Annotated in this window: 9 protein-coding genes; 3 read left to right on the top strand and 6 right to left on the bottom strand. The window is 51.6% G+C overall.

The annotated features are described in order from the left end of the window. Positions 1–255 precede the first annotated feature (255 nt). Entirely contained in the window at positions 256–1,125 is an 870-nt protein-coding gene (locus tag DFQ01_RS30450) for an AraC family transcriptional regulator (protein ID WP_110047667.1), read from the bottom strand. A gap of 132 nt (positions 1,126–1,257) precedes the next feature. On the opposite strand from DFQ01_RS30450, the gene DFQ01_RS30445 reads away from it, so the two are divergent. The 3 genes from DFQ01_RS30445 (at position 1,258) to murA (ending at position 4,747) form a co-directional block, all read left to right on the top strand. Continuing rightward, entirely contained in the window at positions 1,258–2,337 is a 1,080-nt protein-coding gene (locus DFQ01_RS30445) for a Gfo/Idh/MocA family protein (protein WP_110047666.1), read from the top strand. A gap of 317 nt (positions 2,338–2,654) precedes the next feature. Next, on the top strand, positions 2,655–3,455 hold the full coding sequence (locus DFQ01_RS30440; RefSeq protein WP_110047665.1) for a DeoR/GlpR family DNA-binding transcription regulator: 801 nt from the start codon (positions 2,655–2,657) through the stop codon (positions 3,453–3,455). Continuing rightward, entirely contained in the window at positions 3,452–4,747 is a 1,296-nt protein-coding gene (murA, locus tag DFQ01_RS30435; protein WP_110047664.1) for a UDP-N-acetylglucosamine 1-carboxyvinyltransferase, read from the top strand. The genes DFQ01_RS30440 and murA overlap by 4 nt, the downstream gene beginning before the upstream one ends. A gap of 85 nt (positions 4,748–4,832) precedes the next feature. Here murA and DFQ01_RS30430 read toward each other — a convergent pair whose 3' ends face one another. The 5 genes from DFQ01_RS30430 to DFQ01_RS30410 form a co-directional block, all read right to left on the bottom strand. Further along, entirely contained in the window at positions 4,833–9,245 is a 4,413-nt protein-coding gene (locus tag DFQ01_RS30430) for a DUF7507 domain-containing protein (protein WP_110047663.1), read from the bottom strand. Positions 9,246–9,402: 157 nt separating this feature from the next. Then, complete coding sequence (gene pepT, locus DFQ01_RS30425; protein WP_110047662.1) at positions 9,403–10,635, bottom strand: peptidase T; 1,233 nt, start codon at positions 10,633–10,635, stop codon at positions 9,403–9,405. A 177-nt stretch (positions 10,636–10,812) separates the two neighbouring features. Further along, complete coding sequence (locus DFQ01_RS30420; protein ID WP_110047661.1) at positions 10,813–11,007, bottom strand: type II toxin-antitoxin system antitoxin; 195 nt, start codon at positions 11,005–11,007, stop codon at positions 10,813–10,815. A 12-nt stretch (positions 11,008–11,019) separates the two neighbouring features. Then, positions 11,020–11,892, bottom strand: a complete 873-nt coding sequence (locus tag DFQ01_RS30415; protein ID WP_110047660.1) for an SPFH domain-containing protein — start codon at positions 11,890–11,892, stop codon at positions 11,020–11,022. Between the two features lie 57 nt (positions 11,893–11,949). After that, positions 11,950–12,886: hypothetical protein (locus tag DFQ01_RS30410; RefSeq protein WP_219993718.1), on the bottom strand; the 937-nt coding region annotated here is incomplete at its 5' end.

Below are 12,886 nucleotides of genomic sequence, written 5' to 3'. Positions count from 1 at the left end.
TTCAGGGCACAGCCCTTCAACAACAAAGAAAAACGGAGAGTGCCAAGGAAGTTACAATGGCGCCTTGACACTTTCGTTCATATCAGGTGGGTAGAGCACCCTCGAACAGAAGCTATGCCCCAAAGGGGCACGCGACCCCTAGCACGGAGCATCTCACCAGCGCCTCAGTCTGGCCACCATCCCCTTCCGGGGTCCAGGGGACGGGAGTCCCATGGGGTCCTCCCTAGCAGGGAGGAATTAGGTGGGTAGAAATCTTCACCCCTTACCCCACGCCAGCATCTTCTTCTGGAATTCCTTCGGCGAGCAGTTGTTATATTTGCGGAACATTTTGTAGAAATGCGCCATGTTTGGCATGCCGATTCGCTCGCCAACCTCCGAGATGCTGAGGTCCTTCGTAAGCAGAATACGCTCTGCCCATTTGATTTTGCGATAATTCACATATTCCGTAAACGAAAGCCCGATCGATTTCTTGAAAAATTTGACGAAGTAGTAGTAGCTCATATTCGCTAGCTTGCACACTTCTTCGACTTGAATCCGATCCGTCAAATGGTCCTCGACGTACGTTAGCACAGGTCGAAGCCGCAGGCGATCGAAGTCGTCCTGATCGGTGAGCACATTCTTACGATCGTTGCGAAGCAGCAGCAGCAGCAGCTGTTTCACGAGCATGCTAACAGCCAACTCATAGCCGATCTGTTTCTCATTCGATTCACGAAGGATCTCGCGGATGCAGGCCGCAGCCTGACGTTTGAGCTCCGGATTCTCCTGAAAAATATAATTCGCGCTGCTGAGCGGATTGTTCGACTCGGCAAAATAGCGCATAAACGGCAGTGTGCTGGCATCGAAAAACTGCTCCAGATCAAACTGCAGCACGATATATTCGAGCGGCGTGCCGAAGCTGCGGTCGCGATGCAGCTGCGACGAACCGATCAGCGCAATGTCACCAGCCTCCAGCCGGAGTAATTCCTCTTGAATGTGAACTTCGAGCCCACCTTCGTTCACTAGCAGTACTTCTACCTCTCGATGGTAATGCCAATTGATTAAGGCATCGTCGTACCGGGCAGCGGTATATACCTTCAATGACAAGAGAGGGTTTTCATATGCGACTTTCTCATTATAGATTTCCACTAGATGCGCCCCCGAATGACAAAATCACATAAAACGAGCACTATTCCAAACCTACACATATAATAAGCGCTGCAATATACTAAGTCTAGTGTTAGCGCAAGGAATCAGATGGTGATGGGGAGGATTTTGTCGATGTCTAAAGTTCGGGTAGCCGTTATCGGATGCGGCGGTATTGCGACGGGCAAGCACTTGCCTGCTCTTGTTAAAGTTAAAGAAGTTGAATTGGTCGCTTTTTGCGATATTGTCGTAGAGCGCGCTGAGCAAGCAAAAGCGAAATATGGTGCTGAAGAAGCAAAAGTATATGAAAGCTATACAGAAATGCTGAAGGACAGCTCGATCGACGTTGTTCATGTGTGCACGCCGAACGATTCCCATGCAGAAATTACGATTGCTGCGCTTGAAGCGGACAAGCATGTCTTGTGCGAGAAGCCAATGGCGAAAACAGCTGCAGATGCACGCCGCATGCTGGAAACGGCACAACGCACAGGCAAGAAGCTGAGCATCGCGTATCAAAACCGGTTCCGTGCGGACAGCCGCTACCTGAAAGACGCAGCAGCAGCAGGCGAGCTGGGCGAAGTATATTTTGCCAAAGCACATGCGATTCGTCGCCGTGCCGTTCCGACTTGGGGCGTATTCTTGGACGAAGAGAAACAAGGCGGAGGACCGCTTATCGATATCGGTACGCATGCGCTTGACCTGGCGCTGTGGATGATGGACAACTACAAGCCAAAGGCTGTACTCGGACGCGCTTACCATAAGCTGTCGCAGCGTGAGAACGCAGCGAACGCTTGGGGTCCATGGGATCCGAAGGAGTTCACGGTAGAAGATTCCGCATTCGCAATGATCACGATGGAGAACGGCGCATCGCTCGTACTCGAGTCCAGCTGGGCGCTTAACTCCCTCGACATCGACGAAGCGAAAGTTACGCTGTGCGGTACAGAAGCGGGTGCAGACATGAAGGGCGGTCTTCGCATTAACGGCGAGAGCAACAGCCGTCTGTACACGAAGGAAATTGAGCTTAGCAGCGGTGGCGTCGCCTTCTATGAGGGCGCATCGGATGATCCGGCAGAGCTCGAAGCTCGCGCTTGGATTGAGCACGTGCTGTATGACAAAGAGCTGGTCGTGAAGCCGGAGCAGGCGCTCGTTGTATCGGAAATTCTTGAAGCGATCTACGAATCGTCCCGTACGGGCAAAGCGGTTTACTTCGAATAATCCAATCCATTCAAATGAGGAAGTCCAGAACGTAAGTTTTGGGCTTCTTCTTTTTATTTTATAAAAGCAGCCATATCCCATTGTTATCGTGAATATAGCTGTAATATTGAGGTGTACAACTACTGACAGACGGGGTTATCCTTCCCGTTTGTTCTTTTTTTTGTCGTAATTAACGCGAATCATGAAGAAACATGAATAAACGAGATTGACATGAAGGAAGAATAATGAATAAAATAGACGATAGTTAGCATAAATTGTCATAATGAGGTTGTTCGGGAAGTCCGAACTTGTTGAACACGTTGTAAAGGGGTACAAGCATGTTAGCCGAAGAGCGCCGACAGCTCATCTTGGATCAGCTGCATAAGGATCAGCGCATTGTTGTGAAGGAACTAGCACAGCAATTCCAATTATCGGTCGATTCAATTCGCCGAGATTTGTCTATTATGGAAGAGCAGGGTCTGCTTAAGAAATCGTATGGTGGCGCCGTACCTATCAATCAGGTGCGTGTGTTTCCAAAATCGGATGAGAGACGTTATGGTCCTCCGAACGAATCGCAAGATGCAATTTCGAAGCTCGCGGCTTCTTATATACAGCCTGGCGACGCTGTGTTCATTGGTGGAGCGGGTATTCATTTCGGTATGCTTCAGCACCTTCCCCGCCATTATCCCATAACGATCGTGACGAATGCGATGAAGGTTGCGGACACGATCAAGGGCTGGGATAATGTCGACGCCTACCTGATCGGTGGCAAATTAAGAACGACATCAGGCAATTTTATAGACCCTCTTGCAATCGAACAAGTCCGTAAATTCTCGTTCGATATTTGTTTTGTCACGGGCGGAGGCTTTACGGGCAAAGGGATTAGTATGGCAACGCCAGACGGTGGCAGCTTCATGCGCGCCGTCATTGAAAACGCACGAACGAGAATCGGTTTGGCACCCAATGAGAAGCTGGGCCGCGATTTATTCGCGAGCTCTATTCCGCTTGCAGAGCTGGACATCCTGATTACGGATAAGCGGGCATCAAGAGCATTCATTCAACAGGCTGAAAAAGCAGGTGTACAAGTCGTCATGGCACAGAACGATAGCGAACTTAGTGGAGGGAACTTTTATTTATGAAAAGAATCATCGTACAGCCATCACCAGCGCTCAGCGGATCCGTTCGAATTCCGGGGGCTAAGAACAGTACGCTGGCGCTTATTGCGGCTGCATGTTTGGCGGACGAGCCTGTCCGTCTATGCGATATTCCATCCATTGCCGATATACAGATTATTGAACAAATTGCAGAAGGAATGGGCCTTGTCATCCAGCGGGAAGCAGTAGGACAGCTGCTGATTGACGCGCGTGCTGTCCATGCTGCCGTTATTGAACCGGCTAAAGCATCGGCTTTCCGTACGGCTTACTATTTCGTTGGAGCGCTGCTCGCCAAGCATGGCCGAGTGAGTGTCGGTTATCCTGGGGGCGACGACTTCGTCAGTCGTCCGATCGACCAGCATGTGAAGGCACTTACGGCAATGGGGGCGCGCTTCACGTTCCATGCGGACCATTACGTGGTTGAAGCGGCATCGCTTGTAGGCGCGGATATTTATTTTGATATGATCACCTCTGGCGCAACGATGAATGTGATGATGGCGGCGGCACGCGCGAAGGGCAGAACGGTGCTGCGCAATGCTGCCAGAGACCCTGAGGTTGTCGATACAGCGAATCTGCTCATTCAGATGGGTGCGCGCATTCGTGGCGCAGGAACGGATACGATTGTGATTGATGGCGTTTCGAATTTGAAGGGATGCACCTATCATGTTATTCCAGATCGGCTTATTGCAGGAGCTTTCCTGATGGCTGCAGGGGTAACAGGCGGCTCGGTTACGGTAATGGACGTTATTCCAGAGCATCTGGGTTCGTGTCTTGCGAAGCTTACGGAGATCGGTCTTCATATCGAGACGACTAGCAGCACGATCACGGCGCACGCAACAGGCGTATATCGGGCTACGCGGGTACGTACCGCGATGTATCCTGGCTTTGCGACGGATCTTCAGCAACCGCTCACTTCGCTGCTGCTCAAAGCTCCTGGCCGCAGCTTGATCTCGGACCGTATCTATCCGAACCGCTTCCAGCATGCTGCACAGCTTCGCCGCATGGGGGCGGACATTGAAGTTCGTTCCGGCGTTGCACGTCTGAACGGCGGCAAGCCGCTGACAGGTGCGCTTGTTCATGCGTCCGACATTCGAGCAGGCATCGCTCTCATTATGGCGGGGATGATCGCTGAAGGCAAAACGACCGTCATGGGCGTGCATCATATCGAACGCGGCTATGAGAATATGATTGAAGACTTCCGCTTACTTGGAGCCAATATTGCGGTATGCCAGTCGGATGACGAGGAATTGCGTTGGTTGGCATCTAGTGCAACTTAAAACTATAACAATAATAAAATCAGCATAAAATGGGCCACCTCCGAAGTTAGATTCGCGCTAACTTCGGAGGTGGCCCTCTTATTATTTATTCATCATCCTCCGGCAGGACCAGTACGGATGCCTCTACATGCTTTGGACCTTTGTTGTCGGCTTGAGCCGTAACAGGACTAATGAAGACGGTATCGTCTTCGACCTCCGGCGTGACGAATGGAAAACGACCGGTAAACTTGCCTCCAACCTGAAAGCGTGCGATACGGAGCACGAAATGAAATAATGGTGCGCGCAGCACGAAGTTGATCAGATCGACGTTGCCGACATTTTCAGAATGGATGGTGAACAATACCGTCTCGCCGCCAAAAACGACCGGGCGATCAACCGTTTCCTTCAACGTGAACTCCGGAATGGACACGGTCGATACCGAGACCGATGCCTGCTCGAACGGCGTTTCGTCGGAGAAGGCAGTTGCTGTGTTGACGAAGACGTCGCCTCCTCTGGCGTCGAGCGGGATTTGAAACGTTTGTGCGAAAGCTCGCGTCTCCCCAGGATGCAGCACCGGAATAACCGTACTGAACTGCGTCAGATTGTCGAACACCCTTACCGTGTGCAGATCAATTGCTGACTTGTTCGTCACGGAAATTCGGAAGTATACCGTTTCGCCTGGCTTCGCAGATGGGCGGTCGGCTGTTTTGGTAAGCTCCAGCAGCGCATGCGGCAGTGCGATCGGTACATCGGCTTCGGCTGTTATCGGATCGGTCTGCGGCGAAGTGACAAGGACGACATTATGAATGACCGTTCCCTGCTTCGTGTTGACGGGGACCGTATACGAGAACGTTACGAACTTCTTCTCCCCTGGTGCGAGTGATGGGAGAACGAATTGCGTGCCGGTTAGTGAATCTCTCAACGTAATAGTAGTAGCAGTGGAGCTGCCCGTATTCGTGACGGATGCGGTATACACAATCGTTTCGCCAGGCGATGCTATTGATTTGTCTGGGATTTTCGTTACGCGCAGCGTCGTGAACACGAGCTCGCTGTTGACCCCGACGACTGCTTCTGCTTGCTCTGGCGGTGATTGATCCGACGAGCAGGTCGCGATGTTGCGCAGTGCCGTGCCGTCTGGAACGGATGGGACTACGAACGATATGGTGCGCTCGATTGTGGCGCCGGCATCTAGCACCGGGATAACTTCATGGAAGCCAAGCGTTTCGTCTGCGAGCACAACATTCGTTTGTGGTGCATCGGTAAGATTCGTAACGGTCAGCGTGTAGAACATCGTATCGCCTTGAATGGCGAATTGGCGATCAGCAGTTTTCGTTAATGCAAGGCCTAATCCTACGACCGTGACGATTGCCTCTGCTTGGGCAGTTCCTGCCTCAGGAGACTGCACTGTAATCATATTGTCGATCACAGAGCCAATAAGCGCATGGGAAGGCACCTGATAGGTGACGGGAATCGCACGGATTTCGCCGATAGCCAAAGCAGGGATGGTCATATCGACACCTAGCAGTGGATCGATAACGCGAGATGGACCTAGAGCGACGTTGCCGAAGTTCGTAACCGTTACTTGATAATGAATGGTACCTCCTAGTGTAACCGTCTGCCGATCTGGAACCTTTCGAATGCCGATTGCAGGCGTTGGCAATACCTCAACCGCTTCGCTTGCTTCTACGGGCTGCGTCTGATCAGATGAAGCGATGGATGTGTTCGTGTACTGCTTTGGTGTCGTCTCTAGTGGTATGAGGAAGTTGACTGTAACCGGGATCGATTGCCCGGGAAATAACGATGGAAGCGTCGTATCGAGTCCGAGTGTTGCGTCTATTACACGTACATTCGTTAGCGTGGTGTCTCCGTTGTTCGTGACCGTAATGGTGAATACGACAGTCTGACCTGGTTCCACTTGTTGCCGATCGGCCACCTTCTCGATTTGCAGCCGTGGAACGGCTTCTACCTCAACGTCAACACCGACTGTAATCGGGGGCAGCCCTTCAGGTGCAATTGTTGCGACGTTCAGAATGGTGGAGCCGATGGCAGCATCCTCTGGAATGACGAAAGGCAGATCAATTGTAAGATCTGCACCTATTGCAATGTGATCGATTATCGTATCAATGCCTAGCAGGGAATCGGTGAGATGCACATTATTCAGATTAACCTCGCCATTATTAACGATACGAAGGGTGAAAATAACCGTCGAGCCTGGGCTCGCGACTCGTCGATTGACAGATTTGGTGAAGAGCAGCGAAGGGACGAGCGCAATAAGCACCGAAGCATCAGCTGTTTGTGGATCAGGCGTTTCGTTCGAAACGACCGACGCCGTATTGGTGAAGGGCCCTTGCGGCGTTCCCGATGGAATCGTGAACGAAAACGATTGGCCGAAGGAAGCAAGCGGCTCAAGGGATGGAATCGTAAACCGGACACCAAGCAGCGGGTCGTCCACGACGAGGTTCGTCAACGTGAGCGTCCCTGTATTGGTCACTTCAATGAAATAGATGACCTCGTCGAGTGGACGCGCTGACGAGCGATTAGCGACTTTGAGGATGGATACGTCCGCGAACGGTGTACAGGTGCAGGCAATGATCGGTGTTTGAAAGAAGATGGATTGAGGTTCTGCCGAATAATCGATTACTGATGAATCGGCTTTCGTGTGATTCGGTTCAATGAATGATACGAATGTTTGATTATCGGTATTCGTATGCAGATGATCGCCGTTAGCGAACGGATTCGATTGGACCTGATAGGTAAGCGTAATCGTCGTTAAGCTGTCCCGCGTCAGCATGCCAAGAGGCATGACGCCGTAATCGATCGTAATCGTCCCGTTCACGACGGTGTTGTCCGTTACATCCGGCAGCAGCGGTGCTTTTGGATAAATCGTAAAATCAGGGTCCGCAGGGTCGATGATGTCGGGTTGATTGGGCGATTTGAGCTTTAGGCCGTCGCGTACGCCGTGGATCTGAATCGTACCGGGCACATATTGAAAAAGCGCAGTGTTGATCCCGTCGTGGAACACCAGTCTGCTGCCTGCGAACAAGCTTAATACATCTTGGACCAACTCAGTCAGCAAGGCCTCGATCTGGGATTGCGGGTCGGTTGTCGTTGATTCACGGAAGAAAGCGGGTGCAGACACCCAGCTTTTCATCCAATTAATGACATCGTCACGCGTATAAGGCCCAGGTGATTGAGCACTGATGTCGATGCCTAACGCGTAGATTTGGACATTGCCGTCCGCGGGGTCCTTCAGCTTGTCGGCTACTTGCTGAACGCGAGTGGAAGAGAGAATGATCTCGTTGAAGGTAGAGGAGCGACTGGACATTTCGGCTACGAGCGTCGGCAGCGTCTGCTGGAGCTGGGTGAAATATTTCCACGGCTCGCCAGCCACGTCAGGGAAGAAGGTGCTATCCGTGTCGCCGAGGGCGGCATACGACTGAGAGAAATCGGGATTGATCGACCGATTCGCCTGTCCGTCCGTGATGAGAATGACGCATCGGCGGAATGGATCATCCGATTGCGCAAAGTCTGGCGTTGTGAACAAGTTGTAAGCCGCCTGCATGCCAGCCTCGGTATTCGTATCCTCGGAATAGGGGATCGCCCAGACCATATTTTGCAAAATCGTATTGTTCGCATAGCCTGTATCATTCATGCTGTAGGTTAATTGGACGGCGGACAACGGGGTGTTGTTGGCGATGTTCGTGATCGGATTGTTCGAATACTTCGATACGTTCGGATTGTAGACAGTCGTAATGTAATTCGACAGGACGGTATCGGGCAGCGGATTGCCAGCGTCATCATAGATATCGCTGTATTGGATTTTGTAGTAGTTGTAGAAGTTGTACAAGCTTTGCTCAATGTTGGCCACAAGCGGTGCGGATTGCGTGAGAAACTGGGTGAGCACGGTATTCGAGATATTGCCGTTCTGCCGATAGCCTAGTATCTGCGAAATGTAATAGGTGCTTGCCGATGGAGGAGGATTGTACGACCGTTTCCATTGAAACAACGTACCCAAGTAGTTGTAGCTGAAGCCCGTACCGGGGCTAGGGACAGGCAGGAACGCATCACGGCCATATGGGATGATCGTGACGGTCGTATTCCGATTCGATGCCCATAGCTGATTGATCGTGCTAATAAGCGCACGCTTGGCCTGCGTGAATTTGAGACTAGCGTTGGACATCATGCTCGAAGTCACATCAAGGACGAAGATCACGTCAAGCGAATGCGGTGGAAAATAACCGAATGCCACCGGATGCGCCTCGATGTCGACGGTTACCGTCGCGACGCAATCACATTCCTCTGATGAATGGAGCACGGCATTCTTCGATATACGTACAAGGTCGCTGGCTGTAATGAAGCCGCCGGCCCCATTGTTCAGCGCTGCATCGAATAGAACGGATTGGCCGGAGCCGATCCAATAATCGGGCTGGCTTGGATCATTCGTTGGACGGGGATTGTCGTAGCCACCGATAAAGACCGGATTTTGTTTCCCAGGACCTTGAAACGAACATGGCTCCACGTGGTTCAACTCCTCTCTAATGAGCAAATGTCACGAATATAGCCGATGTTACTAGCGTATGAATAATAGGCTGTATGTAGAAGTGAACGTAAGGTAAGCATGAAGAAACCGATCGGGGTGCGATCGGTTTTTTGTTGTGTATCGGCAGCCGGGCTGTCTAAGCTTGCTGCTCGAACCGTTTAATGATCTCGATAATCGTCTTCGCAGCGAGGACCATATTATCGACGGAAACATACTCGAATTTGCCGTGATAGTTTTCGCCGCCTGTGAAAATGTTCGGCGTTGGCAGTCCCATATACGATAGCTGCGAGCCATCGGTGCCGCCGCGAACGGGAATGACGATGGGCTCAATGTCGAGGCTCTTCATTGCGTCATAGGCAATATCGACGATATGCTTGACCGGTTCGATGCGGTCCCGCATGTTGTAATATTGGTCTTTCAGCTCAAGCGTGATGCTCGATGGACCATATTTGGCGCGAAGCTCTTGAACGATCTGCTCGATAAAAGCCTTACGGGCGTTGAATTTATGTTTGTCATGGTCGCGGATGATGTAGACAAGCTGTGTTTCTTCAACTGTGCCCTGCATTGTGATGAGATGATAGAAGCCTTCATAGTCTTCTGTGAACTCAGGTGTTTCTTGTACGGGAAGACGGCTGTGCAGCTCCATCGCGATTTTGGAGGAGTGAACCATTTTACCCTTGGCTGTCCCTGGGTGAACATTGTTGCCCTTGACCGTGATGCGTGCTTGTGCGGCATTGAAGCTCTCATATTGCAGCTCGCCGAGCGGGCCGCCATCCATCGTGTAAGCATATTTCGCGCCGAAGGCAGCCACGTCGAACCGATGTGGGCCTCTGCCGATTTCCTCGTCCGGTGTGAAAGCGACACGGATCGTGCCATGCTTAATCTCGGGATGTTGGATCAAATAGTCCATCGCCGTCATAATCTCGGTAATGCCGGCTTTGTCGTCAGCGCCAAGCAGCGTTGTACCGTCAGTCGTAACGAGTGTATGTCCGGCGTAGCCGGCCAGCTCAGGATAATCCTTGGGCGAGAGAACGACACCAAGTGCTTCATTCAGCACAATGTCGCCGCCGTCATATTGCTCCACGATCTGTGGCTTCACGTCCTTGCCGGTAAAGTCTGTCGCTGTATCGATATGAGCGAGGAATCCGATGGTGTCTACCTGCTTGTCTGTATTGGCAGGGAGCGTCGCCATCACATAGCCGTTCTCATCGACAGTAACGTCCTGCATGCCGAGCTCCTTGAGCTCGTCGACGAGCTTATGGGCAAGCGTCCATTGGCCTGGCGTCGTTGGGCATGTGTCACTCGCATCGTCGGATTGGGTATCGATAACGACGTATGAGGTGAAGCGTCGGATTAGATCATTTTTCATCGTAGTGGGTCCTCCCTTATTGTTATTGTTCGTTGTTGTCGTGCCAATGCTTAGGTGTATTACATATTAGCACTTTCAAAGCGCAAATTCGAGTAGGGCCGTGGCAGTGATAGAAGTAGAGCCCTGCTCGCCGCTAGTATGGAAGCGGGTAAGCAAGGCTCGAAATTAGATCGTGCGTTATTCAGACTCGGGCGGCTCGAGAGGTTCGAGAGGACGCAGCTGCTTCAAACGGCCAGATTTCGCTAAGGCTTCTCGAAGCAGGAATTCGATGTGGCTGTTCACACTGCGAAATTCGTCGCCTGCCCAGCGCTCGAGCGCCTTGTGGATCTCCGGGTCGAGTCGGAGCGGGAAAGCTTTCTTCTCTTTACCCATGACAGCACCTGCTTAGCTATACAGCGAGCCGGCGTTAATGACAGGCGTTGCTGCCCGATCGGAGACGATCGCGACCATCAGGTTGTTGACCATAGCCGCACGGCGCTCGTCATCCAACGTGATGCCGGACGCTTCCAGCTGTTGAAGCGCGGCATCGACCATGCCGACGGCGCCTTCGACGATTTTCTGACGTGCAGCAACGATGGCGATTGCTTGCTGACGCTGCAGCATGGCGCTTGCGATTTCCTGTGCATAGGCAAGGTGGGACAAGCGTGTTTCGATGACCTGTACGCCAGCAACGTTAAGACGATGCTGAAGCTCGTTCATCAATTCCGTGGCAACCTCGTCTGCATTACCGCGCAGCGATGGCGTTGGCTCGGAATCATAGGAGTCGTACGGGTAATGAGCCGCGATATGACGAATCGCCGTCTCGCTTTGAATAGCAACGAACTTCTCATAGTTGTCTACGTCGAAGCTGGCTTTGGCTGTGTCCTTTACCTTGTAGACGACGACCGCGCCGATCTCGATCGGGTTGCCTTCTTCGTCGTTTACTTTAAGCGTTTGGCTGTTGAAGTTGCGAACCTTGAGCGACACTTTCGATTTGTTCGTGAATGGCACAACCATCCACAGGCCGCTGTCGCGCACCGTACCTTTGTACGAGCCGAAGAACGTAATAATCTTTGCTTCGTTTGGCTGAACGATGACGAGCGAGGAGACCGTAATGATGAAGACGATGAAAAGTAGGACACCTGCGACAATCAACGCTGCACTTGGATCCTCTGTGCTGGCACCGCCTATGATAAGTGCGATTCCTCCGACGAATGAGACTAGCGCTAGCAGCAGCGCCGCATAACCGTTCATGTACCAAGCTTTCGATTCCACCATATGAAAGACACGCCCCTTTAACAAATGTGATGGTATTGGTTTGATATATTTATGATATCACTTTTTACAAATACATGCAATTGGCACTTCATGAGAAAATGCAATTGGGCAGTGAGTGAGCTTAACGAGGTGCAGAAATGCACCATATCGGCGTACTGGGCCGCGAACGAGCTCAACGAGGTGTAGAAATGCACTTACAGCCGAGCAGTTGATGGGTTTGGCGATCAGTAGGTGCAGAAATGCACCTACAGCCGAGCGGCTGGTGGTTTTGGCGATCTGTAGGTGCAAAAATGCACCTACAGCCGAGCGGTTGATGGGTTTGGCGATCAGTAGGTGCATAAATGCACCTACAGCTGAGCGGTTGATGGGTTTGGCGATCAGTAGGTGCATAAATGCACCTACAGCTGAGCGGTTGGTGGTTTTGGCGATCATTAGGAGCATAAATGCACCTACAGCCGAGCGGTTGATGGTTTTGGCGATCTGTAGGAGCAGAAATGCACCTACAGCCGAGCAGTTGATGGGTTTGGCGATCTGTAGGAGCAGAAATGCACCTACAGCTGAGCGGCTGGTGGTTTTGGCGATCTGTAGGAGCAGGTATGCACCTACAGCCGAGCAGTTGATGGGTTTGGCGATCAGTAGGTGCAGAAATGCACCTACAGCTGAGCGGTTGATGGTTTTGGCGATGGGGCTGTCCCAAAAGTCATTAGACTTTGGGACGGCCCCTTGTGTTTCAATGAACTGCAAGAGCAGCTGCGCAGAGCGAATGTTCTTACGATCGCTGTTGTCACCGGATTGCTCTGAATGGGTAAGATCGTGACAAGGTAGCAATCCGTTGACAAAGGCGACCGCTGACGCTTCTTCAGAATCATTCGTCTGCTCCGCTGCTGGCAGTATTTTGTTTTTAGACAAACAAAAAGAAACAGCCTTTTGGTAAAATGGAAGTACCACCAACCATTCCAAAGGAGCTGTTTCTTTTGTACATCCAATATACCAT

The sequence above is a fragment of the Paenibacillus cellulosilyticus genome, from assembly GCF_003182255.1.
Classification (GTDB): domain Bacteria; phylum Bacillota; class Bacilli; order Paenibacillales; family Paenibacillaceae; genus Paenibacillus_T; species Paenibacillus_T cellulosilyticus.
The sequence above is the reverse complement of the archived record's forward strand: the minus strand, read 5'-3'. Positions and strand labels throughout refer to the sequence as shown.

Excerpts from the sequence above, each read along its gene's own strand:
- DFQ01_RS30445 (WP_110047666.1), top strand. The coding sequence starts at position 1,258 with ATGTCTAAAGTTCGGGTAGCCGTTATCGGATGCGGCGGTATTGCGACG.
- DFQ01_RS30440 (WP_110047665.1), top strand. The coding sequence starts at position 2,655 with ATGTTAGCCGAAGAGCGCCGACAGCTCATCTTGGATCAGCTGCATAAG.
- murA (WP_110047664.1), top strand. The coding sequence starts at position 3,452 with ATGAAAAGAATCATCGTACAGCCATCACCAGCGCTCAGCGGATCCGTT.
- pepT (WP_110047662.1), bottom strand. The coding sequence starts at position 10,635 with ATGAAAAATGATCTAATCCGACGCTTCACCTCATACGTCGTTATCGAT.
- DFQ01_RS30420 (WP_110047661.1), bottom strand. The coding sequence starts at position 11,007 with ATGGGTAAAGAGAAGAAAGCTTTCCCGCTCCGACTCGACCCGGAGATC.
- DFQ01_RS30415 (WP_110047660.1), bottom strand. The coding sequence starts at position 11,892 with ATGGTGGAATCGAAAGCTTGGTACATGAACGGTTATGCGGCGCTGCTG.